The following is a 26,531-nucleotide window of genomic DNA, read 5'->3' as shown; positions in this document are numbered from 1 at the left end:
TAAGAAAAGTATAATATAATAAAGTAATAAAATGAAACTAATACGATTTGGAGAAGCCGGTAAAGAAAAACCAGGTGTTTTAATAGACGAAAAAAGATTTGATGTATCCTCGATAGTAACGGATTACAATGAAGCTTTTTTTGAAGAAAACGGATTAGAAAAACTTAAAAAAGCATTAGAAAGCAATCCTGTCCTGCCAGAAGTAGACGCTTCAGTGCGACTAGGATCGCCGGTTGCAAGACCTTCAAAAATTATTTGTATCGGATTGAATTATGTAGATCATTGTCGTGAAACCAATGCACCAATTCCAACCGAGCCAATTATCTTTTTTAAATCAACTACCTCTTTATGCGGACCAAATGATGATTTGATTATTCCAAAAAACAGTGAAAAAACAGATTGGGAAATTGAACTGGCTTTTGTAGTGGGTAAAAAAGCAAGTTATGTAGAAGAAGCAGATGCTTTAGATTATGTTGCCGGCTACGCTTTGCTAAATGATTACAGCGAAAGAGCTTTTCAGATAGAACGAGGAGGGCAATGGGCAAAAGGAAAAGGATGTGATACATTTGCTCCACTTGGACCATTTTTGGCAACTCAGGATGAAATTGCAGATGTAAATAACATACCAATGTGGCTGACAGTGAACGGAAAAACATTCCAAAACAGTAATACTTCCAATCTGGTATTTAAGATCCCGTTTTTAGTACATTATCTAAGTCAGTTTATGACGTTACTTCCGGGTGATATCATTAGTACAGGAACGCCTCCGGGGGTTGGTCTAGGAATTAAACCAGAGCCTTTATACTTAAAAGCCGGAGATGTGGTAGAATTAGGAATGGATGGTTTAGGAAGCAGTAAACAGCTGGCAGTACCTTACACAAAATAGATTAATGTAACCTCTTTGAGGAATTAATTAAAGCACATAATCCCGATAAATTATCGGGACTATGTGTTTGTAAAAATCATAGTGATTTAAGCTTAAAGTGTTATCGTACACACATAGGATTTTTTTAGTTTTTAACAATATTTAATAAAATTTAAACATGGTGAAGTCATTTTTCTTTTCCCTTCTTTTATGCAGCACATTGTCGTTTGCACAGGAAGTAAATATTATTCCGCAGCCGGTAAAAGTGGTTAAAAATGCAGGAAATTTTGTGATTAATTCACAAACCAGTTTGGTTGTTGCAAATACAGAAGATAATGCTACAGCAGCTTTTCTTAATAAATATTTGTTGGATTATTATGGTCTTACTTTACCCATATCAAAAAAAGTAAGCAAAAATTCGATTAAGCTGGTTAGTAAAAAAAATATCGATGGACTTAAAGGAGAAGGATATACTTTAAAATCGGATAAAAACGGAGTTGAAATTACCGGAAATTCTGCCATTGGTACTTTTTACGGAATACAAACTCTTATTCAGTTATTACCTGTAGAGAAAAATAATACTCTGGCGATTGCTGCTGTAGAAGTAAACGATGAACCTCGTTTTGTTTACAGAGGTGCTATGCTGGATGTTGGACGTCATTTCTTTCCGGTATCTTTTGTAAAAAAGTACATTGATTATCTGGCTTTGCATAAGTTAAATTATTTTCACTGGCATCTTACTGAAGATCAGGGATGGAGAATTGAAATTAAAAAATACCCAAAGCTTACCGAAATAGGTTCCAAAAGAAATGGCAGTATTATTGGCCGATATCCGGGAACAGGAAGCGATAATACTCCGGAGCAGGGCTTTTATACACAAGAAGAGGTAAAAGATATTGTAAAATATGCTGCAGACCGATTTATTACAGTCATTCCTGAAATTGAAATGCCGGGCCACAGCAGTGCTGCAATTGCAGCTTATCCGGAATTAAGTTGTTTTCCAAACGAGAAAACAAAACTTCCTGATAATATGATTTCGAACCAGAGCAAAAAAGAAATGGCAGCCGGAAGAAATAAGGTCGTTCAGGAAACCTGGGGTGTACATGCTGATGTATTTGTACCAACTGAAAATACGTTTAAATTTTTGGAAGATGTTCTGGATGAAGTAGTGGCTCTATTCCCGTCAAAATACATTCATGTAGGTGGTGACGAATCTCCAAAAGACAACTGGAAAAGAAGCGAATTTTGCCAACAACTAATAAAAGAAAAAGGATTGAAGGACGAGCACGAACTTCAAAGTTATTTTATTCAGCGTATGGAAAAATACATCAATAAAAAAGGAAGAACACTCATTGGCTGGGACGAAATATTAGAAGGTGGGCTGGCACCAAATGCAGTGGTGATGAGCTGGAGAGGTGAAGAAGGCGGAATTGCGGCAGCCAAAGAAAACCATCAGGTTATCATGACGCCGGGAAGTCACGTTTATTTAGATCATTCACAAACCAAAAACGAAAAAGAAGTTACCATTGGCGGATTTTTGCCATTAGAAAAAGTGTACAGCTACGAGCCAATTCCGAAAGAGTTGAATGAGCAACAAGCAAAATATGTTTTGGGTGCTCAGGGTAATGTCTGGACAGAATATATGGCCAATCCGGCAAAAGTTGAGTACATGATATTTCCTCGTTTGAGTGCTTTAAGTGAAGTTTTATGGTCTCCAAAAGATAAAAAAGACTGGCCCCAATTTCAAACAAAAATTGAAACCATGAAAAAACGCTATACCATGTGGGGAGCGAATTATTTTAAAGAGCAATAATAATAGGAAATGAATAAAAGACAGCTATACTTGGGCTGTCTTTTGTTATTTGCCCAATTTTTAAAATCAAAACGAAATTTGAATTTAAAAAATTAACTTTTAGCCAATTATATCAAATAATGAAAACCAAAAAAACAACCACAAATTTAATTCTAGCTGCTGTATTGGCATTTTCAATGCATTTACAGGCGCAGAAATCCGTTCATATAATTCCGCAGCCTGTAAATTTAGAAATCAAACAAGGCAGTTTTTTCTTTGATAATTCAGTCATTATTAAAGTAGATAAGAAGTATGCAGCAGCTGAAAAAGTAGTTCACTTTTTTAAAGAATACGTAAAACGAGTTACAGGATTTGAATTAAACAGTACTAAAACAAATGGAAAAGAGATTATTTTTAGCATTGAAAAAATCAAAGAAATTGGAGACGAAGGATATTTACTTTCCGTAAATCCAAAAGAAATTCATATCAAAGCAAACACATCAAAAGGATTGTTTTATGGTGTTCAATCTTTATTGCAAACACTGCCTTTTAGCCGAACAAATGATTTGGTTCAGATTCCAAGTATGGAAATAAAAGATTATCCTCGTTTTCAGTGGCGAGGTATGATGCTGGATGTTAGCCGTCATTTTGCTTCTCCTGAATTGGTAAAAGAGTTTATTGATTTACTGGCAGCTTACAAAATGAATGTTTTTCACTGGCACTTAGTTGATGGTGCAGGATGGCGTTTAGAAATTAAAAAATATCCTAAACTAACTCAGCAAGCCGCCTGGCGAGTTGATGATTGGGGAAAATCATGGAATTGGGCTGAAATAGAATTTAATGCCGACAGAAGTAAATCGACTTACGGGGGCTATTACACTCAGGAACAAGCCAAAGAAATTGTGGCTTATGCCAAAGCAAGAAATATTACAGTGGTGCCTGAGATAGAAATGCCAGGACACTCAGAAGCTGCTATGGCGGCATATCCGGAACTTTCCTGTAATTCTAAAAATAATTTCGCACAATCTGGAAATTTCTTAGCCAGTAAAGTCGAGAGTAATTATTGTGCAGGAAATGATCAGGCTTTTACGTTCTTGCAAGACGTACTAACAGAAGTGATGACCATTTTTCCCTCAAAATATATTCATATTGGGGGAGATGAAGTAGACAAAACAAGCTGGAAGCATTGTGCTAAATGTCAAGATAGAATGAAAAAGGAGCAATTAAAGGATGAGAAAGAATTGCAAAGTTATTTCATTCGCAGAATGGAAAAGTTCTTGATTTCTAATAACAGAAAAATGATTGGATGGGATGAAATTCTGGAAGGAGGATTAGCTCCTGAGGCAACGGTTATGAGCTGGCGCGGTGAAGCTGGCGGAATCGAAGCGGCCAAAATGGGACATGATGTAGTGATGACACCGGGGTCTCCATATTATTTTGATCATTATCAAGGTGATCCTGAAACGGAGCCTCTTGCGATAGGAGGATTTAATACCTTGAAAAAAGTTTATAATTATGACCCAATTCCTGTAGAATTAACCACAGAAGAATCTAAACGTGTTTTGGGTGCACAAGCTAATTTATGGACAGAATATATAACTACTGCAGAACATGTAAAATACATGATTCTACCTCGTATGCTTGCATTGGCTGAGGTATTGTGGTCTAAAAAAGAACAACGTGACTGGAAAAATTTTGCCGAACGTTTACAACCGCATTTAGTAGGTTTTGAACAAAGAGGAATTCGTTATTCTAAAGGTAACTTTAAAGTAGATATTAAGCCGGTAGTCGAAAATAATACGCTTTTTATTGAATTGGATACCGATCAGATAGGTGCAGTAATTTATTATACAACTGATGGAAGTGAGCCTTCGATAAGTAGTATTAAGTATGAAAAACCGTTTGTTGTAAATAGTTCTATGGCGGTAAAAGCAATTACAGTTATAAATAATAAAGTAGTGAGTGCAAAACCAGCAGAACAATCTTTTACCTTTAATAAAGCAACAGGAAAAACAATAAGTTATGCAAATACAAACAGCAGTCATTATCGGGCTAATGGAGCTAATACATTGATTGATGGTTTTAGAGGTACGAAAGATATTGGTAAACAATGGCACGGATTTGATGGAAAAGATTTAATTGCCACTATTGATTTGGGGACCAATACAGCTGTAAATAGTATCACACTGGGTTGTATTCAGAATTGGAGTCAGTGGATATTTTTGCCACAATGGGTAAAGTTTGAAGTATCGCAAGACGGGATTACTTTTACAGAAGTAAAAACGGTAACCAATTCAGTTTCTGCATCAGAAAAAGAGATTCAGATAAAAGATTTTACAGCGAAGTTTACAGCACAAAAAGCAAAGTTTGTTCGTGTTACTGCCAAAAATCTGGGACAGTGTCCGGCAGGTCATCCTGGTGAAGGACAAACTGCCTGGCTGTTTGTTGATGAAATTATGGTGGAATAAAAAATGAATGTAAAATAGACAAAATATGCAGTCTTGTTTTTGTTCTTTTAAAAAACTACCTCATCATGATATTTAATATCAAAAAAAAGCTGTCTCATTAAGAGACAGCTTTTTTTTGAATAGAATGTATTGAATTAACTAGTTTGTATTATTCGAGATTAATTGAAACTCTGCGATTTAATGCTTTGTTTGTATTGGACGTATTTGGAACCAGAGGTTCGTTTTGTCCTTTAGAAAACAAATGCATTCTATTGGTCTCAATTCCTTTGTTTTTTAAATAATCTGCTACAGCCTGAGCTCTCATCATCCCTATTTCTGAGTTGCGTGACTCTGTTCCAATATTGCAGGTATATCCTGTAATATTCACTTCGGTAGTGTTGCTTTCTTTTAGAATTGCAGCAATTTCATCAAGTCTTGAGGCTAACTGTGGCGAAACAGCTGTATTTCCTACCTGCTCAAAAGCCAAAGGTTTTTCGATATAAGCGCGCTGATCGGCTGTAACTTCTTTTGCTTTAGCAGGAGCAGGAGTTGCAGGTACCTCAACAATTTTTTGAGGTACAGGATCAGGCTGTTTTGTGGCAACAACTGGAGCTTCAGTCTTTGGTTCTGCTACAGTAGTTTTTACAGGTTCCTGCTTGTTTTTATTTAGCATGAATCCTAATTTTAATTGAATCCCTGCAGAAAAATAGCGGCTTTCCTCTACAATTTGTTTATTTCCAATAACACCTTTTGCTTCTACAGCATTCAATCCGCTAGGACTATATGAAACAATATTGTTGTTTGGAGTATCCTGAGCCAAATCGGTTAAACCATAATCTGCATAAACTCCTGTGTAGAGTTGTAAATTATCTTTAAGTTTAAAATTAAGACCAGTTTCAACACTTAGCAAAAATACAGTTTCAAGACTAACAGTAGTTTTGTCCTGCCAGTTGGTTACTTTTCCAAATCCATGCGAAGGCAAATCATCAATCACAAGATTTAAATCAGGATAATAACCGCTGAGTTGTAGCTCACTGGCTGAGGCTTCTACGGTTTGTTTGCCGGGAAACAATACTTTTCCCCCAAACCCCAAATACCATTGCGTCTGGCTTGCCATCATAGTTCGGTATTGTAAAAGTATCGGTATTGCAAAAGAAATAAAGTGTTGATCTTCTTTGTAATTCTTTGGTGTTACCTGATACTCAAAAGCTGAAGTCTGATCGTCAACTTCATAAGAGCTGATTGTTGTTCCATCATTAAGTTTAAAACTATTTTGATTGTACATAAAATCAACACCAGTAGCAATTCCCCAATGATTACTAAAGAAATGAGTATATCCAACTCCTAATCCTCCTCCAAATTTCAGTTCGCCATCACCCACGGGGCTGTCATAAAGAATTCCAGACAGCCCTCCGTTGAGTTTAATGTTAATTTCCTGAGCATTTGTATTAAGGTTATATAATAAAAATAGGCCTATTACGATTTTAATTTTCATTTTCATCTGTTTTTTAATTAAATCTCATTCTTTAGTTTACCAACAAATTGATTGTTTTTAGCTGACCACTTGATAGGGTAAGCATTATAATATAAACTCCTGATTGAGACGGTGCAGTAATTTGATTTTTAACTTTTACATTAGAAATAGTCTGAACAAGTGTTCCGGTAATGTTAAAGATAGTTACTGTTGCTCCGCTTAGTTGAGATTCACTAAAATTACATTCCAAAGTAAATTCATTTGATGCTTTTACCGGGTTAGGATATACCTTTAATGTGTTTGTAAAAACTACTCCTGTCAATACAATTGGACATGATTTAATCGAATTTCCGTTTTTATCCTTAGCAATTACATAATAGGTTCCATTTAAAGGCTGACCTTCGCTGTAATACTGACGTGTTGCACCAACAACGGCTGTTCCGTTTTTATACCACTGCCATGCTACAAAGATTTTGCCTTGGTTATTGAATAAAAGCACATCAGACCACTGCTGAATAACAAGTCCGGACTGACTTACCGTTACTGGTTTTGTAACTGCTGTTGCAGGATTATAATTCAGATTTCCATTTTGATCTGCTGTAATTGTTGTACTGCCGGCATTCTTAATATGTAAAGTTGTTCCCGATATTTCGCCAATATTTGAATTAGCTATAGTATAACTTATTGGAAGTCCGCTGTTGGAAGAGGCGGTAAGTTGAGCTTCTTCTCCCGTATCACATCCAAATTCTAAAGATTGAGACCATGTTATTACCTGATCTGCTTTAGTAATTTCAAAAGAGGCGCTTTCAAGTACGATGATGTAGTTAGCACCGGCACTAATACTTCCGGCTGTAATAGCATACGTACCAACATTTTCTCCTGCAACTCTTGAAAGATTACCAGAAATTATAGCATTGGTATCACCATTTACAAATCCTGATGCCGTGTAATCGAAAACGGGATCTGCAGTACCGTACACTTTTTTATGTCCGGCCGTGGCTGTAATAGTAAGTTTGTATTTTTCTGTTGTAAAACTGATTTCGTTTCCGTAATTCACATTTCCATTACTATTGATAGCATAGGTTTTAACATAGTAGGTCGTGTTTCCTTTTAAATTAGATAACGATGAACTAAGGGAACCTAATGCAGTACCAATAGTAATTTTAGTATCTGTTACAGTTGGATTAGCATGTGTTGCAAAAACAAAACCGGCTTCGGCTAAACATTCCCCTTTATCTCTGTTAATTCCGTCTGAAGAAACAGTTCCGGTTAAAACAGCACCAGAGACAGTCACGCTAGAAGGTGTCAGTGTGCTCAAGCTAACAAGATTATCTGGCTGACTAATAGTAATATTTTCAGTGATCGAACATGAACTGGCATCGGTAATTGTTACCGTATAAGTTCCCGCCGAAAGACCAGAAATAGTAGATCCCGTTCCTGATAATGGTGCCCATGAATACGTATAAGTTCCGGTACCACCTGTTACGCTCAAAGAAACAGAACCATTACTAGATCCAATACAAGTTACGTCAGTTTTAGAAACTGTTACAATAATTGGATTTGGTTCTTCTATTGTAAAGTTATGTATTGCTGTACATCCATTTGCATCTTTAACGGTTACAGTGTGTGTACCTGCGGCTAATCCTGTTGCTGTTGCGCCAGTTGCCCCGGAAGGAGCCCATGAATATGTGTAAGCTCCGGTTCCTCCTGTAGCAGAGATAGTAGCTTCACCAGTAGCCTGACCATTACATAAAATATTTACTTGAGAAGGGACTAAGGTAATGGCAGAAGGTTCAGTTATTGTAAAGTTTTTTATAATTGAACATCCATTTGCAGATGTTATTGTTACAGAATAATTTCCAGCAGTAAGATTGTTTGCTGTAGCACTATTACCACCAGAAGGCGACCATACATATGAAAATGGTCCCGGTGCTCCCGAAGGAGTAACGGTAATTGAACCTGTATTTGCGCCATTACATAATACATCATTTTGAGATTGGGTTGCCACTAATGTGTTGTTTGTTACTATTGTAAAGTTTTTAGTTACGGTACATCCATTACCATCTGTAATGACAACACTATGATTTCCTGCGGCTAAATTTGTTTCCTGATTTGTTATTCCGCCCGTTGACCACAAATAGCTGTAAGGTAAAGTTCCTCCAGAAGGAGTAACTGATGCCTGACCAGGTGTAGTGCAAGTAGCATCGATTTGAGATGTTGTTGCATCAAGTATATTAGGCTCAATAATAGTGATAGTTTTCATAATAAAACAGCCTTTGGCATCTGTAACAGTACAGCTGTAATCTCCTGCGGTTAAACCTGTAGCAGTCGCATTACTTCCTCCAATTGGTGACCATTGATAAGTATAAGAGCCATTACCCCCCAAAGGATTTGCAGTAGCTGTTCCTGTTGCACCTCCGTTACAAAGGACATCAGTTTTTGATAGTGTCATTGTTAAAGCTGTAGGTTGGCTTATGTGCACAGATACTGGATATGCACAGTTGTTTGCGTCTGTAACCGTTACTGTATAATCTCCCGCAGACAATCCGGAAGCAGTTGCAGCTGAACCACCAGTTGGGCTCCATGAGTAGCTATAAGGGAATGTAGCTCCTGATACTGTAATATTTGCCGAACCATTACTTCCTCCGTTGCAGGAAACATCTGTCGACGAAACTGTAGCTGAAAATGGGGCAGGTGTATTAATTGTAATGTTTTTAACAAGTGAACATCCATTAGCATCTGTAATAGTACAGGTATAATCTCCTGCAGGTCTGCCCGAAATAGACGATCCGGTACCGCCAAGTGGAGCCCATGCATAAGTATAATTTGGAGTCCCTCCTGATACTGTTACACTTGCAGAACCATTGCTTCCTCCGTTACAGCTAACACCTATTGATGCCGTAGTTGCAGAAAGCGCTGAAGCTGGTTGACTAATTGTAATGGACTGTGTTTTCTGACAACCATTTTCGTCTGTAACAGTTACATTGTATGTTCCACTAGCAAGACCCGTAGCTGTTGCTGCTGTTCCTCCAGAAGGCGCCCATGAGTAACTATAATTTCCTGTTCCTCCTGATACGATAACACTTGCAGAACCGGTAGTTCCGCCAAAACATGCCACATTTGTTATTGATCCTGCACCCACGATTAAGGCTGTTGGAGGTTCGATAATTGTAACCGTTTTTGTTAACTGACATGAGTTAGCATCTGTTATCGTAACAGTATAGTCTCCTGCACTAAGATTGCTTGCTATAGCCGAAGTACCTCCGGAAGGTGACCATGAATACGTATAATTTGACGTTCCACCAGTTACAGTAACTGAAGCAGATCCCGATGGAGTTCCGTTACACAATATATCAGTTTTACTTATAGTAGCAGATAGAGCATTTGGTTGTGAAATAGTAAAACTTTGAGTAGTTTGACATAAGTTAGCATCCTTAACAGTTACAGTGTATGTTCCGCTTGTAAGACCACTTGCAGTTGCTGCTGTTCCTCCGGAAGGTGCCCATGAATAAGTATAGTTTCCTGCACCTCCGGTTACATTTACAGTTGCTGCTCCGTTAGAACCGCCATTACAGCTTACATTGACTAATCCTCCCTGAGAAGCCATCAATTTTGATGGTTCTGTAATAGTAAAATTTTGTATAATCTGACAAAGATTAGCGTCTTTAATTGTTACGCTGTAATTTCCTGCACTTAAACCGGTAATTGTTGCTGAAGTTTCATTATTTGACCAAAGCAAAGTATAGGGTGCAGTCCCTCCAGATGGTGCAACTGTTGCGGTACCATTACCACCTTGATTACAGCTTACATTAGTCTGTGTAGCATTTGCAACAATGGTTGGCACTGTTAGTGTTGCAACCGAAGAAATGGCGTTAGGAGTACAGTTGCCAACTGCTACTAAACGATATTGATAATTATTTAAAGAAGCAGTTGCTCCTGTAATAGTTAGTGATGGAGTAGTTGCTCCTGAGTAGGGAGCTGTATTATTAACATTCACAAAACCCAAACCCTCATTTACCTGCCATTGAACACTTGTTGCATTTGAAGCGGCACTAACAAAAGTGGTATTTTCACCAATACAAATGGTTGCTGAAGATGGTTGTGCCGTAATAGAAGGGGCAGGACCAACAGAAAGCAAAACATCATTTGATGTTACTGCAGGTACACATACCCCAGTAGCTACAGCTCTGTAGCGATATCCATTAAGCCCGACAGTTGCTCCTGTTATGGTAAGAGTTGCTGTAGTTGCTCCCGAGTAAGGTGCGCCATTAGCAATACTAATAAAACCAGCTCCCTGATCAACTTGCCATTGGTATCCTGTTGCATGGTTTGCTGAGATTGTAAATGTAGTGTTTGTTCCTGTACAGATACTGCTTGGCAATGGCTGAGTTACAATAGATGGTGCAGAGTTAATAGTAAGAGCTGCACTATTTGAAGTCGCATTTGGAGTACAACCGCCTGTCGCTATCGCTCTATAAATATATCCATTGAGTCCAGCAGTTGCTCCTGTTATGGTAAGAGTTGCTGTAGTTGCTCCTGAGTAAGGTGCACCATTAGTAATATTGCTAAAACCTAAACCTTGATCTACCTGCCATTGATATCCTGTCGCATTTGTAGCTGAGACAGAAAATGTAGTATTGGCACCTGCACAAATACTGCTTGCAGATGGGTGAGATGAAATAGAAGGTGCTGCGTTAACGGTAAGAGCAGCATTATTTGAAACCGCAGTCGGAGTACACCCTCCTGTGGCTATGGCTCTGTATAAATATCCATTAAGTCCGGCAGTTGCTCCAGTTATAGTAAGAGTTGCTGTAGTTGCTCCTGAGTAAGGTGCTCCATTTGAAATATTGCTAAAACCTCCTCCATTATCTACCTGCCATTGGTATCCTGTTGCATTTGCCGCAGTAATAGAAAATGTAGTGTTTGCTCCTGCACAAATAGTACTTGAAGACGGCTGTGATGAAATTGAAGGACTTACATTGATAGTAAGCGCTGCATTATTTGATGTCGTCGTTTTCAAACAAGAACTTGTAAGTATAACTCTGTAAGCAAAACCATTCATTGCTCCTGTTGCATTACTGATAGCAAGAGTTGCCGTATTGGCTCCTGAATAGAGCGGAGCAGTTCCTCCATTTGTGATATTTACAAATCCTGAACCACTATCTACCTGCCATTGATATGTTGAAGCATTAGTTGCTGTAACTGTAACAGAAGTATTTGCCCCCGCACAAGCAGAAAAAGCAGTTGGCTGAGCACTGATAGCAGGTGAAGATTGTACTAATGTAGGTTCTGATATCGTTACTGTTTGTGTTGTTGTACACGAGTTATTGTCTGTAATCGTTACAGTATAGGTTTGTGCAGTAAGTCCAGAGGCTGTTGCTCCGGTTCCTCCTGATGGTGCCCAGGAATAGAAGTAAGGACTAGCTCCTCCAGAAGGTGCTACGGTAGCGCTTCCGGTAGCACCGCCATTACAGCTCACATTGGTCTGACTTGATATGCTGCTACCAAGTATTGCTGCGGGTTCAATTATAGTAAAATTTTTTGTTATTTGGGTTAATTCGCCGTCAGTGATAGTTACAGAATAGTTTATGGCAGAAAGATTACTTGCAGTTGCTCCGGTTCCTCCAGACGGAGACCAGGAATAAGAATATGGAGTAGTACCTCCGGCTATAACAACACTTGCAGAACCGGTTGAATCTCCTTTACACTTAACATTAATTTGTGAGAATGAAGAAACATTTAAAGCAGTCCCCGTTGTAAAGGTTAGATCAGTACCATAATTGGTACCTGCACCATTTTTTGCATAAGCCCTAAAATGGATTAAAGTTCCCGCAGGAAGTCCGGTTATAGTTTGACTAAAGTTTCCTAAAGCACCTGCAATTATAACCTTATTATTTGATGTAGTAGGATTTACTGTGGTTGCCCAAACAACACCTCTTTCTATACTTGCATCTCCACCATCAGCAGTTACCTGACCGCCCAAAGTTGCGGATACAGATTTAACACTCGTTGCTGCCGCGGTAGTAACAGTGGGTGCAACTGATAAGATTAATGCTGGTGCAGGATAGCCTGCAGCTGTAATAGTATAGTTTGTTGTAGGATCATGTATCCAATTGGTATAATTATTTATTGCAGCCAGAATAACAGATACCTGACCACTTAATGTTCCATTATATTTATTGTTTGCAATTTCGCCAGTGCCCGGAAATAAAGAGACACAATTTTCCCCATTTGTAAGTCCTGCAGGCAATGCGCTTGAATTACCCCCACTTGTAGTTGTTAGATTCCAATGTGTTACAGCATCATAATCACCAGAATTATAGTCTCCATTTACACCTGCAATAAAAACAGGAGAAGCAGGTTCAGCCAGTCCGGTAGGAGATTGATAAGCCAACATTTGATCACCGCCAGAGAGGTTAAAACCAGTAAATCCGGCTACCATTGCCAGACCTGTTGTACCGGTGACCGTGAAAGTATCAGCGGTAGTTGTTTCTATTACTGAAATAATGGTTCCTGCCGGGGTATCAACTGGAACTTTCCATTTTAAATGAGGTTCAGTGCTTCCAGCTACCCAGGTTCCATTACCCCATCCGCGCTCCGTAAAAAAGATTTCGGTATCTTTTGGTATAAGTTTTAAGGTAATAAAGGAAAAACCATCTGTAGGGCTGGTATTATATCCAATAAAAGCAATATCGCCAGGACTAAGTGTTTGCGAGTATGCTTTTGGTTGCGCAAATAACGCGCCGAGAGATATAATTAGTAATAAAAGTAATTTTCTTTTCATAACATAAGATTTTAAGTTAATGACATAAGTAAGCATTTTGCCAGCCAGTAAGCTGGACAGGCTCTTTGTAAGAAGTAATTGCTTTAATAAAAGATCCTTCATTTACCAATGTCTCGATCTTTTTAAAGCTAATAGTACTGGAAGAATCCAGATTTAATTCATATATATAGTGGTTAAATATTGTTCTGTTAGTATCTTTATCAAACTGGATAATTCCTCTTGGACCGGCAATATTTAATTTGTTTATTTCGTCTATTAAAATGCTGGTTTTGGTTTCGTTGTTAGTCACGGTAAGAATATTTTTTACAACAAGTCCGTTTTCATATCCTAAAACAGAAAAAATAGTAGGATCATCAGAATAGTGGTTTTGGTATTCTTTTTCAAAATCCAGATTTTCACCTTTGGTATTCATCCATGAACTCACAATATAAAGTTCATGAGGATTGCTTTTATAATGTGCTATAACCTGATCGTTAATAAAAAACGGAGTTACGTAAAAAGGATATTTTTGAGTAATCTTGTTTTGCGCGATAAAATCAGCATTCTCCTCAGCATACAAACCACTGTAGAATGCAAAAACAGCATCAGGTTCCTGAGCTGTAATAAATTGATCCATATGTATAGCCTCGTCCTGGCGGGGAATAAAAGGCGTAATGTAATGACCGGAAAAATTGGTCTGGCCATCAAATGCTTTTTCTATGGCAGATAACATACCATAACCTGAATCATAGTACGAAGTTGCACTTGCAATTTTTTGGTAATTTTTATTGATTAGATAATTGCCTAACTGATAACAGGATTCTGTTAATCCCAATGAATTTATATAAGCCCCTTTACAAGTTAAAGCACCATAAGGTATTGTTGCTCCAAGATCTGATGCAATTAATACAATATCATTTTTTGAAGTATACTCATAAACCTGAGACATATTATTATGCCCAAAAAAGCCTATAATAATGTTTATATCTTCCTGAAAATTGAATTTCTGTATTTTGTCAATTATCATTTTTTCATCGGCACCTATACCAATACTTTCTACATAGAATTTTACGTCGAGATTGTTTAGCTTTATTCCTCGTATAAAATCCCTGTCTAATGTTGGATATTGTTGTGATTTTGGAACTAGGATACCTATTTTAATATCTTTTGTCATAAATTAAGATTTAAAAGACAGAGGATTTTTACCTCTGTCTTATAATTTTATTAATTTCTGGAAGGAAAAACACCTTCCATACAAATACACATATTGATTCCTAAATAAGGATTTCTAATGCCAAAAGCCTGGTTGTTTCCTACAGGGCTTGTAGAGCCGCTAATGGTTGTTGTTATTCCTCCAATCGCACTTGCAGTTCCTCCTGGCTCACTATACATATTTGCTGTTGCCCCTCCGGTAGAAAAAGAGTTTGTGCCATTATCACATTCATTAGATATTGTACCACCATTTAAAGCATTAATAACTGTTGAGACGCTAACTTGTCCTGCGCCAGTTCCTGCTACCAGCGGGTGTACGTGAGAAGGTAAATTATTTAGTGTTAAAGTAACATTTTCAGTTCCGCTTACCTCACCTAGTACAACAGGAGATAACCCTGGTCCTGCACCAGGATGTACAATTGTACGGCCTCTTAAATCTGGCAAAGCAAATGTTGATTGTCCGTTGCCTCCATAAGTTGTTCCAAGTAATGAAAATAATGCGGTATTTTGTGATATTGATATAATCTGACCTTGGCAAAAAGCCCAGCCTCTTGGTGCGAAATTAAATGCGAAAGCTTTTACTGTTCCTAAATATTCGTCCATGTTTTTTATTTGATTAGATTAATGATGAGTTTATTTGTTTTAACTGGTTTATGAGCCTAACTTCTTTTTGATTACGCTCTGCACCATTATTAATTCCTGGAAGGGAAAACGCCATACAATAAAATACAGTGATTTATTCCCACGTAAGGATTTCGGATGTCAAAAGGCACATTGCTACCTATAGCAGAAGTTGAACCGCTAATGGTATTAGTAACGCCGCCAATTTTTGCGTAATTTACATTTGGTTCAGAGTAAATGTTTGCTGTTGCCCCTCCGGTAGAAAAGGAATTTCCGCCATTATCACATTCGTTACTTATAGTACCGCCTGCTAAAGCTTTTGCAGCACAAGTAGCGACTGCAGTTCCAGCTACGATAGGGTGCATATGACCTGGCATGGTGGTGGTATTTAAGGTAACATTTTCTGTACCCGCTTTTTGTCCCTGAGTTATAAAAGACAAACCATTACCTTGTCCAATTCCAATCATAGATCTCCCTCTAAGATCTGGCAGAGCAAAAGTAGATACCCCATCGCCACCATACATAGTGCCAAGTAAGGAAAACAATGCACTATTCTGCGAGATTGACAAAAGCTGACCATTGCAGAGCGCCCATTGTTTTGGAGCAAAATTAAATGCGAAAATTTTAATGGTTCCCATTATTTCATCCATAATAAAATAGTTTAAGTGTTTTTGATGTAACAAAACTACTTTATTTCCAGTGTTTTACGGGCAGGTAGAAATACCTGTTTTGTAGGTAAAGTGTACTAAAGATTGCACTATAGAAAAAATAATCAATGATTATCTTTAAGAATCTTAATAAATAATCGTAGAAAAAATCTTTATAAAATAGAAGGACAGATATTTAATTTACGGTGTAGCTACAATTTTGATTTTTAATTGTTGCACGTCTAAAAAATTACTTTTTTTTAAACACTAGTTAGGAAATTGTTTGAGTGATAATCATTTTTAGGAAGTATCATAATGCATAATGAGCATATATTCTTTTTGTGTCTTATTGGGGTTTATTTTCAATATTAGAACTTTTGCAGTAAAAAAAATATTAAAAAAGCTGCATTTTATTATAGCAGAATGCATTCAAAATTAATTGAGAGGACCACGGGAATAATAATAGAATATAAGGTCAGAGAAATTCTGAATTTTGATCAACTTGTCAGGAAAATAATGGAATTTGTAAATTGGAATCCAGAAATATTATGGATTGAAACAACCGATCACGGAACAGGAGGATTTTCTTTGATTGAAGAAAGTATTCAAAAAAGCTATGTAAAGTAAGTTTCGACACAAATGATTATACAGCTGTTTATAGATTCAGAACCGAAAAATTTATGAGAGTTTGACAGAACGCAACAATTTATGATATGATTATAGATTTGATTGATGAGAAATGACATTTTTGGTTTTTTAAATTATATAGATAAAGCCACCATATAAAGATTTATGGTGGCTTTATTATAAAGTAAAATGTAAAAATTTACTTAGTTACAGTTATTGTTTTTTATTTGAATGTTTTTAAATCTAAAACTGATGTTATATCACTAAACTCTAGTGTACCACTGGAGTTTGTTATTAAGATTTTATCGCGTTGATTTGTTTCTAGATCAGCGACTTTTATTCTGTTATAGTTTAAACTCATCTATTGATTATTATTTCTTCTTAGCGAAGAATTATTAATTCTAATTTATTTGCTAAAAGGTTGAGTTGTGTTCTCTGATTTAAAGTGAGAAAATTAGTGCTCTGTAGAGTAGGAGTAGATCGAAGAACTTCTTTTAACTATCATTATTTTTTTGACTATTTTGATATCGGATGTTATAAGGGACTACATAAGAGAAAGATAAACCTGTGGTTCCTAATGACACCTAAAAGCGTTATATTATTTTGTTAGGTTATACAGATATACCACCATCAGTAATAGCCCAATTGTTTGGTGATGCAGTTAAAATTGCTCTTCCTGTACTTGATGCTGATGTATATTTTGCTGCTCCAAATGTTATTGTAATAGGAGTTTTTACAGGTCTACTACTCCAACCATTATATATTGCATCTAGATTTGCAGTAGAGAAATTTGTTGGAGTTTTATTTATCATGAAATTTGTGAAATCGGTAACATTACTTATATTCCAATTTCCAATATTCTGATTAAAAGCAACTTTTCCGGCCGTAGCACCAAACATCTGAGACATATTTGTAACTGCCGATGTATTCCAATTTCCAATTGGTTGATTAAAAGTTGTCGAAATATAGGAGTTAACACTTGCAAACATTTTACTCATATTAACACTTCCATTTGTTTTTAGAATCCAATTGTTTATATCTGGACTGCCACCATTATTAAATGTTTGAGCACCTAAAAACATGTTTGAAAAATCAGATACATTCGAAACGTTCCATGTTCCAATATTTTGATTAAATGCACCACCATCAGTACCGCCCTGGCTAAACATACTAGCCATAGTTACTACATTAGAGGTATTCCAATTCCCAATTGGTTGATTGAAAGAATGAAATCCATTTCCAGTTTTTTGAAACATACCGGCCATATTTGTAACGGCAACGGTGTTCCAATTACCAATAGGTTGGTTAAATTGCATTGGGTAACTACCTCCACCACCTTGAAACATACTATTTAAGCTAACAGCTCCAGTTACTTTTAATTTCCAATTATTGATGTCAGGACTACCTCCATTGTTAAAAACAAATGCACTATTAAACATTGAAGAGAAAGAACTTACATTACTAACATTCCAAGCTCCAATATTTTGATTAAATTTGTTTGCTCCCTGAAACATTTGTGACATATCTGTAACAGCAGCAGTATTCCAATTCCCTATTGGTTGATTAAAATTAGAACAAGAAATAAACATTTGATAAAAACTAATAGTTCCTGTAGTTTTTAACGACCAGTTATTGATATCAGGACTGCCTCCATTATTGAATGTCGTTGCAATATAAAACATTAATGAGAAATCAGTTACATTTGAAACATTCCAGGCTCCAATATTTTGATTAAATGATGAAGCAATTCGAAACATTGAATTCATTGTAGTGACGTTTCCTGTGTTCCAGTTTCCAATAGGCTGATTAAATGAAGCGCATTGTTGAAACATGGAAGTCATGTTTATTGTGCCACTATTTTTAAACATCCAGTTATTTATTGTGTTACTACCTCCATTGTTAAATGCAGTTGCACTTTGAAACATTGATGCAAATGTTATATTTGCAGACACATTCCAGGCTCCAATATCTTGATTAAATGCTGTTGCTCCACTAAACATGCTGCTCATATCTGTAACTTTTAAAGTATTCCAATTTCCTAATGGCTGATTAAATGACGTACATGTTGTAAACATATTAGCCATTGTTATATTGGAAGTAGTATTTAAAATCCAATTATTTATATCTGGACTACCACCATTATTGAAATTAGTAGCTATAACGAATTGAGAAAAACTGGTTACCTTAGAAACATTCCATGCGCCAATATTTTGATTGAAATTAGTAGCACTTCTAAACATGTTACCCATTGATGTAACATTTGAAGTATTCCACAAACCTATTGGTTGATTGAAATTAGAAGCATTATCAAACATACCAGCCATGCTTGTGACATTTCCAGTATTCCATAAATTAATATTTTGATTGAAATTAGCAGCTCCTGCAAAAGTACTTGTCATGTTTGTAACACTAGAAGTGTTCCATTCGTTCATTCTATTTACGGTAGTTAAAGAGGAACAATTAGCGAAACTAGTTGATAATGTAGTTGCTCCATTTAAATCTAAAACATCTGAAACATTTAAAAGATTTAAGTTAGAACATCCATGAAAATGTGCATATGAATTCGCAAATTTTAATTTACCCCATGAAGCAACGGATAGTATTTTTAATCGATCACCCGTATTCGCAAAAGACCATCCAGTACAAACACCATTAATCTTTATCGTATAATCTCCTGCGACAGCATATGTATGTGTAGTTTGAGCCTGATTCCAAACAGTTATCATGTTAGAGCTTCCATCACCCCAATCAACGATGAAATTATAAGTTCCAGTTGATACCAATGGTAATTTTACTTTTGTAGCTGTACTAGATCCTGTAGAGATATTAGAAGTTCGCCAGGTAGAAACAAAAGAGTTTTTACTTCTCCCGAAAATAGTATTTTGTATTAAGCTTCCCATAATTACACTCCTAATAATAAAATACTATTTGTTGCTCCTCTTTTTGTAAAAGTAAAAATCTGTTTCTCGGCTGTTACAGATGGAGTTCCAAATAACCAGGTATGAGGTGATGTAATTGCCCAGGTTACACTTACTCCGGGTAATGTAATTCCATTAAAAATGAAACTTTGAGATAGTGAAGCTGGTACTGTAATTGTACAGTTGGCTGTAAAGAGCACCGTTTTGCCGTGCCAGTTAGATGGAATAGTCTGGCTTGAATTTACTTCTAACTGATTAGAGATATCCTGTTTGTTGGATAAGTCGATATCTCCAGTTCCAAGAATTGATTCTCCATTGATTGTTTTTAAATCTAAAGCTGATGTTATGTCATTAAACTCCAGTATGCCACTGGAGTTTGTTATTAAAATTTTATTGTGTTGATTTGTTTCCAGATCAGCGACTTTTATTCTGTTGTGGTTTGTGCTCATATGGTAATTATTATTTCTTCTTAGAGAAGAATTGTTATTTCTGATTTATTTGCTATTAGTTTGAGTTGTGTTCTCTGATTTAAAGTGAGAAAATTAGTGCTCTGTAGAGTAGAAGTAGATCTAATAACTTTCTTTTACTATCAATATTTTTTTACCATTTTTGATATCGGAAATTATTAGGAACCACATAAAAGAAAGATAAACCTGTGGTTCCTAATGACATTAAAAAAGAGTTTTATTATTTTGTTGGGTTATACTGATATACCACCATCAGTAATAGCCCAATTGTTTGGAGCTCCGGTTAAAATTGCTCTTCCTGCACTTGATGCCGATGTATATTTTGCTGCTCCAAATGTTATTGTAATAGGAGCTTTTACTGGCCTAGAACTCCAACCATTATAAATAGCATCTAAATTTGCAGTGGAGAAATTTGCTACTTTTTTATTCTGCATAAAATTTCCAAAATCAGTTACATTTGATATATTCCAAGCTCCGATGTTTTGATTAAATGGTGAAGAAAAAGTACCATTGTTTGTTCCAAACATCCCATTCATATTTGTTACATTAGCAGTATTCCAATTTCCAATTGGTTTATTAAATGCTGGAACTGGTCCGGAGAGCCAAAAAAACATACCAGCCATATTAGTTACAGTTCCAGTATCCCAATTGTTAATTGTAGCACTACCTCCATTATTAAATACGGTTGCATTATAAAACATGTAACTCATGTTTGTGACTCTTGACACATTCCAAGAGCCAATATCTTGGTTAAAGGATGTAGCATATCGAAACATATTTGACATATCAATTGTTCCGGTATTTTTTAGAATCCAATTATTAATTGTAGGACTACCCCCATTATTGAACAGACTACATAAACTAAACATTCCACTAAAATTGGTGCACAATGAAACATTCCAAGAACCAATATCCTGATTAAAGGATGTTGCAGCTGTGCCTTGGAAAGCACCAAACATGTAACTCATGTTTGTGTTTTTTGACATATCCCAATTACCTACGGGCTGGTTAAATGTCATAACTACATTGGCTGCATTGTCTTTAGAGAACATTCGTTGTGTAGTAACCACATTTCCTGTATTCCAATTATTAATTGTTGATGATCCGCCATTATTAAAATCTCTAGCTCCATTAAACATTAAACTCATATTTGTAGTGTTTATCGTATTCCATGAACCTATATTTTGATTGAAAACAGTAGCATATTGGAACATACCAGTCATATTTGTTACGCTTGAAACATTCCAATTTCTTAATGGCTGATTGAATGAAGATGCTCCGTTAAACATATTAGTTACTATTGCCCCGCTAGTTCTTAAGTTCCAGTTGTTTATATCGGAACTTTCTCCGTTATTAAATTTAGTTGCACTCTGAAACATTTGATTAAAAGTTGAAACATTAGAAACATTCCACGCACCGATATTTTGATTGAAAGCTAAAGCACTATAAAACATAGAATCAAATGATACATTACTAATTGTATTAATTGTCCAGTTGTTAATATCTGAATTTCCACCATTATTGAATGCGCTTGCGCCTCGAAGCATGCTAAAAAAATTAATCACACTTGAAACATCCCAAGAGCCAATATTTTGATCAAATTTAAATGCAGCTTGAAACATTTGGCTCATATTAGTTACAGCTGATGTATTCCAAGAACCTATAGGCTGATTAAACACGGCTGCATTAAAAAACATTTGACTCATATTAGAAACCTTAGAAGTGTTCCAAGATCCTATTGGTTGATTAAATACAGATGCACCACCAAACATTCCATTCATTAATACAGCGGATGTAGTATTAATTGTCCAGTTGTTAATAGTATTGCTTCCGCCATTATTAAAAGATGCACTTGAGAACATATTAGAGAAATTGGTTACAGCCGAAACATCCCAAGAACCTAAATTTTGATTGAATGCCGTTGCGCCTGAAAACAGGCTACTCATATTAGTTATAGCAGAAACATTCCACTCACTAACTCTTCCTATTGTTGTTAGTGAACTACACCCGGCAAATAAACCACTAATTGAAGTTGTGCCTGACAAATCTAAAATATCTGAAACATTTGAAAGATTTAAATTTGAGCATCCTTGGAAATGATTAAACGATGATGTGCCAAGTTTTAATTTCCCCCATGATTGTACAGATAATATTTTTAGCCTATCTCCTGTATTAAGAAATTGCCAACCGGTACAAGTGCCATTTATTTTAATTGTATAATCTCCTGCCACAGTATATGTATGTGTAACTTGAGTCTGATTCCAAACAGTTATCTTGTTAAAACTTCCATCTCCCCAATCAACGATGAAATTATAAGTTCCTGACGAAACTAATGGAAGTTTAACCTGCATAGAAGTGCTAGATCCTGTAGACGTATTAGAAGTTCGCCAGGTAGAAACAAAAGAGTTTTTACTTCTCCCGAAAATGGTATTTTGTATTAAGCTTCCCATAATTATACTCCCAATAATAAAACACTATTTGTCGTTCCTCTTTTTGTAAAAGTGAAAATCTGTTTTTCGGCTGTTACCGATGGAGTTCCAAATAACCAGGTATGTGGTGCCGTAATGGCCCAGGTTACACTTACCCCAGGTAATGTGATTCCGTTAAAAATAAAACTTTGAGGCAGTGAAGCTGGTACTGTAATTGTACAACTGGTTGTAAAGAGTACGGTTTTTCCGTGCCAGTTAGATGGAATAGTCTGGATTGAATTTACTTCTAACTGATTAGAGATATCCTGTTTGTTGGATAAGTCGATATCTCCAGTTCCAAGAATTGATTCTCCATTGATTGTTTTTAGATCTAAAGCTGATGTTATATCATTAAATTCCAGTTCTCCACTGGAGTTTGTTATTAAAATTTTATTGTGTTGATTTGTTTCCAGATCAGCGACTTTTATTCTATTGTGATTGATACTCATTGTAATAATTTTTATTGTATTGTAAATTGATAGTGGTCTTTTATATTTTAAGAATTGTCGTATAATTTTCTTCTAAATATTTATGAGATTATTAATGGTCCATTAATATCAAATGGCTTGTTTAATTCAAACCGATAGATGCTGGAGAAATATGCCCCTACAAACATATATAAACCATTATCACTAAAATGTATAGATTGAAAATTTCCTGTGGCTACTACTGAAGAAACGTTTAATGTTTGTGTCGAAGTGACAGATGATAAATCCCACGCAATTGATAAATTCTTTTTGGTAATAATCCGATTATTGCCATCAAAAGTAAAAAGAGATAGGCCATCATCTTTAAAATATATGTCATAACCTGCAGATGATTGTGGTAATGTTTGAGTAAACGTGGCAGTTGTTATATCCCAAGCGGTACTCAATGTGTATTTTTGCACATTATTTCCGTGACTTTTTAAAAACATATAAACACCATTATTACTAAAATGCAGATAATCGAATGTACTTGTTGATGTAACAGATAAAAAAGTAACATATACGGCAGTGCTTACATCCCATGCTATATTTAATTTAAAGTATAAAATGCTTTTTGAAGTCGTACCACCAACATACAATTTTGTTCCATCTGGTGATATATGATGTCCATGAGGACTTGATTCTCCGTTTTGATTAATTGTCAGAGATTTACTCAAATAGATAGCACTTGTAACATCCCAGGGAGTACTCAATTTATATTGTGAAACGGAATCCGGGCCATTATGCAAAGTAGTATATAGTAATGTTCCTGTTGAATTAAACGAGATACACATTTGTTGCGATAAATTAGTTTTAACATTATTGCTATACGTAATTGTTGCACGCTGATTTTTGCCAAATTCATATTGAATTATTGGATTGAGCATAATTTATTAATTTGAAATTCGTAAATAGTCTGTTGTTCCAATGCTTGATATTGTTGCTGTTGATCCTTGGGTTCCATTTAAAACAGCTGATCCGTTGACCAATACTAAACTTCTACCATTTCCTTGAACAAATGTTATTGCACTAGTACCATGTTTTAAATAGGAAGCGCAAAAATCGGTTCCTCCATTTACTGTAATGTTTATTGCGTTTGTTCCATTATTTATTATTACGTTCTTGCCAAGTTGCCCTTTGCCTTTTGCATCGAGGGTCTCGGTTGTAATGTTTGTGGTAGTTGTTATGACTATTTGAGATGGTTCTGAAGAAACTGTAACAATGTCACCAGAACCTAATAAAGATGCTCCATTTATTGTCTTTATATTTGTTCCTGAAATTAATGTAGCTTGAAATTTAGATAGCACCCAGTCATACACCGCTTTTACACTCGGAAATAGTAAAGAAGAAGTTTTATTCACTTCTATTTCCTGAACTTTGCTTGAAACATTTTCTTTTGTGCTTTCCAATGATTTTCCCATCTCAGCAGTCAACGCTTTGGTAGTTCCGCCAGTAGTGAGATCATTAACTAAAATGTTGTTAATATCACTAAACTCCAGTTCGCCACTGGAGTTTGTTGTTAAAATTTTATTTTGCTGATTCGTTTCTAAATCGGCTACTTTTATTCTATTGTGGTTAGTGTCCATTTTTTGATTTGTTTTTTGAAATATTACAAACTATTTGAAATTTTTCTTTTGATATATACACGTAAATCCAAATTCTACATTATTTTTTTCGACTAAAGTTTTTTTGATCTTCAATTTTAAAAATATTTTTTCTGTAGAATTTGGATTAAATACATGTATTTTTTAAAGGAAAAACTATTTATATTTATTCGGTTGACGTTTAGTTTTAATTATCATTATGCATTGCTTCTTTATAGTTGTGAGTTAAAATTCCATTCGCAAAATAGGTGTGAAATGGATTCAAGGTCATTGGATAGATGTTTCGTTTTTCTAAATTCACAGTTACAGAAGTAACAGGAATAATTTCGCTGTCTATCGTGTATAAATTATCTCCAAGCGCTATATCTCCTAAAGGAATAAATCTCCAAAAACCATTGCGTTGAATTAATTGTAGGTGAGTTGGAGTGGCTTCGAATAATCCTTCATTGACGATAATTGTTTCGTCGGCAATTTGTTTTGTAATTTTTGTAATAGGCGATACGATTCTGTTTTCAGATAAATGTTCGGATGACCATTTATACAATTCGTCTGGAATATTGGTATCGTTAAGAGTTTCAATTTCGGCAGAAAGCAATAGTTCGTCAAGAGTAAGTTTTTCAATTGCTTTTCTTGTTCCGTCAGGTAATGTGATTAGAGTGCCTTCAATAAAACATCCGCTTCCGCCACCACCACCAGAGGTTGGAGTAACTTCACAGGTTCCTGCCAAATTTGCATGAGCCTGTACATTTGCTGCTAACCACTCATCTGCCTGAGCATTAGCATCTGTAAGACTTAAGGTAGAGACAAATTGATTTGGAAGAGCTGTAAGTGTAACGGTGCTTCCGCTGTATCCTGTTCCGCAATTATTTTTTTTTGCGCTTAGTTTTTTTTCTACACTATAATATCTTGTGCTAGGAGCACATGTGGCAGTATCTAGAACTGGTGCAATATAATCTGGATCTGTAACTACATTTGGTTTTGTCGGCTGTCCTGTTGGGCTTCCGTTATCAACATAGTATAACTCCAGTGCCCCAAAAGATTTGTATCCTGTATTTCCCATATGTTTGTTTTTTAATATTTAATTACGATTTTTCCTGTAGACGAGTCTTTGATGTAAGTAATGTATCCGAGATTAGTGACAGCTTCAATGTTTTTGGCCAAATTGGTTCCTTGAATTGGTACTTTTTTAGAAAAGCTTTTTTGATCGACCAGAGTTCCGCCAACGTTGATTATGTCATATCCTGATTTCTGCATTGTACCACCCAGATAAGTAACAATTTCTACATCTATATTTCCTGTTTCAACTGCAGTAAACCATGAGCCAGCCATTCTTATCTGTACTGTACTAAGGCTTGGATAATCAGAAGTAATTTTATTGAAATTAACAAGACAGGCTTCAACACCATTTTTTTGTCTGTTATCTCCCGCCCACATAATGTAAGCATTGGCAGCCGAGGCATTTTCTGGAATTTCGTTATTAAATCCGTGACCCCATCCCATCCATTTATTATCCAAGGAAGTTCCTGAATTAATAATTCCGGTATAAGTGTCAAAATCTTGTCCTGCTCCTAATGCCCATTTGTATCTAATAACCATGTAGTTAAAAGGAGATAGTTCAGTTATGGGTTCGACTACACAAGAAGGATTTATTCCTCTCCAGGCAGTAGCCCTGCAGGAACCAGCGTTATTTGCATAAGCTTGTACGTTTGCTGCGAGCCATGCATCTGCTTTTGCATTGGCATCTTCGACACTTATGGTCGATACAAACTGATTTGCATTTGCAGTAAGCTCGACGGAAGTACCCATGACTCCGGCAGCGCAATCATTTTTTGCCGCAGTCAATGACTTGGCTATATTGTAATATTCCATACTTTGTTTATAATTGATTTATGATTTGTCTCAACTTAGAGAAGGATTGCTTTAAGCAACTACTAAGTTTAATGAGATTAAAAAGCCAATTTTTATGAGCTTTTTTGAAGTAATTTTTATAATTTATTTCCTTGCTGTAAATTGAATTTATAAAAAAGCAACAATTAAATTAAGCAGATTGTCTAAAAGTAAGTACACAAAGATTGTGATAGGGAAGTATTAAAGTTAATTAGGAACCACGCCAAAAAGGTTGATAAATTTGTGGTTCCTAAATAACTATTTTAAAAATT

The 26,531-nt window shown here is 35.9% G+C and carries 17 protein-coding genes; 4 read left to right on the top strand and 13 right to left on the bottom strand.

Features of this window, described 5'->3' with window-relative positions; translation table 11 throughout:
* Window positions 1-31 precede the first annotated feature (31 nt).
* The 3 genes from OLM51_RS17855 to OLM51_RS17845 all read left to right on the top strand — a co-directional run bounded on the left by OLM51_RS17855 (window position 32) and on the right by OLM51_RS17845 (window position 5,125).
* Window positions 32-886, top strand: coding sequence for a fumarylacetoacetate hydrolase family protein (locus OLM51_RS17855; protein WP_264551950.1), 855 nt, complete (start codon window positions 32-34; stop codon window positions 884-886).
* A gap of 157 nt (window positions 887-1,043) precedes the next feature.
* Window positions 1,044-2,678 carry a beta-N-acetylhexosaminidase gene (locus OLM51_RS17850; RefSeq protein ID WP_264551949.1) on the top strand — a complete coding sequence of 545 codons (1,635 nt, stop codon included), beginning with the start codon at window positions 1,044-1,046 and terminating at the stop codon, window positions 2,676-2,678.
* A 119-nt stretch (window positions 2,679-2,797) separates the two neighbouring features.
* The gene (locus tag OLM51_RS17845; RefSeq protein WP_264551948.1) at window positions 2,798-5,125 is read left to right on the top strand and encodes a glycoside hydrolase family 20 protein; all 2,328 of its coding nucleotides are present in this window, start codon (window positions 2,798-2,800) and stop codon (window positions 5,123-5,125) included.
* Window positions 5,126-5,273: 148 nt separating this feature from the next.
* Here OLM51_RS17845 and OLM51_RS17840 read toward each other — a convergent pair whose 3' ends face one another.
* The 5 genes from OLM51_RS17840 to OLM51_RS17820 form a co-directional block, all read right to left on the bottom strand.
* Window positions 5,274-6,599, bottom strand: a complete 1,326-nt coding sequence (locus OLM51_RS17840; RefSeq protein ID WP_264551947.1) for an OmpA family protein — start codon at window positions 6,597-6,599, stop codon at window positions 5,274-5,276.
* Between the two features lie 31 nt (window positions 6,600-6,630).
* Entirely contained in the window at window positions 6,631-13,362 is a 6,732-nt protein-coding gene (locus OLM51_RS17835; protein ID WP_264551946.1) for an MBG domain-containing protein, read from the bottom strand.
* Between the two features lie 16 nt (window positions 13,363-13,378).
* The gene (locus OLM51_RS17830; RefSeq protein ID WP_264551945.1) at window positions 13,379-14,515 is read right to left on the bottom strand and encodes an ABC transporter substrate-binding protein; all 1,137 of its coding nucleotides are present in this window, start codon (window positions 14,513-14,515) and stop codon (window positions 13,379-13,381) included.
* Window positions 14,516-14,565: 50 nt separating this feature from the next.
* Entirely contained in the window at window positions 14,566-15,156 is a 591-nt protein-coding gene (locus OLM51_RS17825; protein ID WP_264551944.1) for a phage tail protein, read from the bottom strand.
* A gap of 89 nt (window positions 15,157-15,245) precedes the next feature.
* A complete protein-coding gene (locus tag OLM51_RS17820; RefSeq protein ID WP_264551943.1) occupies window positions 15,246-15,824 on the bottom strand; it encodes a phage tail protein in 579 nt (192 codons plus the stop codon).
* A gap of 420 nt (window positions 15,825-16,244) precedes the next feature.
* Here OLM51_RS17820 and OLM51_RS17815 point away from each other — a divergent pair, with 420 nt between their 5' ends.
* Window positions 16,245-16,448, top strand: coding sequence for a hypothetical protein (locus OLM51_RS17815; protein ID WP_264551942.1), 204 nt, complete (start codon window positions 16,245-16,247; stop codon window positions 16,446-16,448).
* 611 nt (window positions 16,449-17,059) lie between these two features.
* Here the strand turns inward: OLM51_RS17815 and OLM51_RS17810 are convergent.
* The 8 genes from OLM51_RS17810 to OLM51_RS17775 all read right to left on the bottom strand — a co-directional run bounded on the left by OLM51_RS17810 (window position 17,060) and on the right by OLM51_RS17775 (window position 26,241).
* The gene (locus tag OLM51_RS17810) at window positions 17,060-19,348 is read right to left on the bottom strand and encodes a BspA family leucine-rich repeat surface protein (RefSeq protein ID WP_264551941.1); all 2,289 of its coding nucleotides are present in this window, start codon (window positions 19,346-19,348) and stop codon (window positions 17,060-17,062) included.
* Between the two features lie 2 nt (window positions 19,349-19,350).
* Window positions 19,351-19,815 carry a hypothetical protein gene (locus OLM51_RS17805; protein ID WP_264551940.1) on the bottom strand — a complete coding sequence of 155 codons (465 nt, stop codon included), beginning with the start codon at window positions 19,813-19,815 and terminating at the stop codon, window positions 19,351-19,353.
* A 251-nt stretch (window positions 19,816-20,066) separates the two neighbouring features.
* A complete protein-coding gene (locus OLM51_RS17800) occupies window positions 20,067-22,283 on the bottom strand; it encodes a BspA family leucine-rich repeat surface protein (protein WP_264551939.1) in 2,217 nt (738 codons plus the stop codon).
* A gap of 2 nt (window positions 22,284-22,285) precedes the next feature.
* On the bottom strand, window positions 22,286-22,750 hold the full coding sequence (locus OLM51_RS17795; RefSeq protein ID WP_264551938.1) for a hypothetical protein: 465 nt from the start codon (window positions 22,748-22,750) through the stop codon (window positions 22,286-22,288).
* 80 nt (window positions 22,751-22,830) lie between these two features.
* Window positions 22,831-23,655: a hypothetical protein gene (locus tag OLM51_RS17790; RefSeq protein WP_264551937.1), complete on the bottom strand. Its 825-nt coding sequence runs from the start codon at window positions 23,653-23,655 to the stop codon at window positions 22,831-22,833.
* A gap of 6 nt (window positions 23,656-23,661) precedes the next feature.
* Window positions 23,662-24,354, bottom strand: a complete 693-nt coding sequence (locus OLM51_RS17785) for a hypothetical protein (protein WP_264551936.1) — start codon at window positions 24,352-24,354, stop codon at window positions 23,662-23,664.
* A gap of 205 nt (window positions 24,355-24,559) precedes the next feature.
* Window positions 24,560-25,432 (bottom strand): Hint domain-containing protein, encoded by an 873-nt coding sequence (locus tag OLM51_RS17780; RefSeq protein WP_264551935.1) that lies wholly within the window; start codon window positions 25,430-25,432, stop codon window positions 24,560-24,562.
* 11 nt (window positions 25,433-25,443) lie between these two features.
* On the bottom strand, window positions 25,444-26,241 hold the full coding sequence (locus OLM51_RS17775) for a DUF5977 domain-containing protein (protein ID WP_264551934.1): 798 nt from the start codon (window positions 26,239-26,241) through the stop codon (window positions 25,444-25,446).
* Window positions 26,242-26,531: the final 290 nt, after the last annotated feature.

This window comes from Flavobacterium sp. N2038, from assembly GCF_025947185.1.
Classification (GTDB): domain Bacteria; phylum Bacteroidota; class Bacteroidia; order Flavobacteriales; family Flavobacteriaceae; genus Flavobacterium.
The sequence above is the reverse complement of the archived record's forward strand: the minus strand, read 5'-3'. Positions and strand labels throughout refer to the sequence as shown.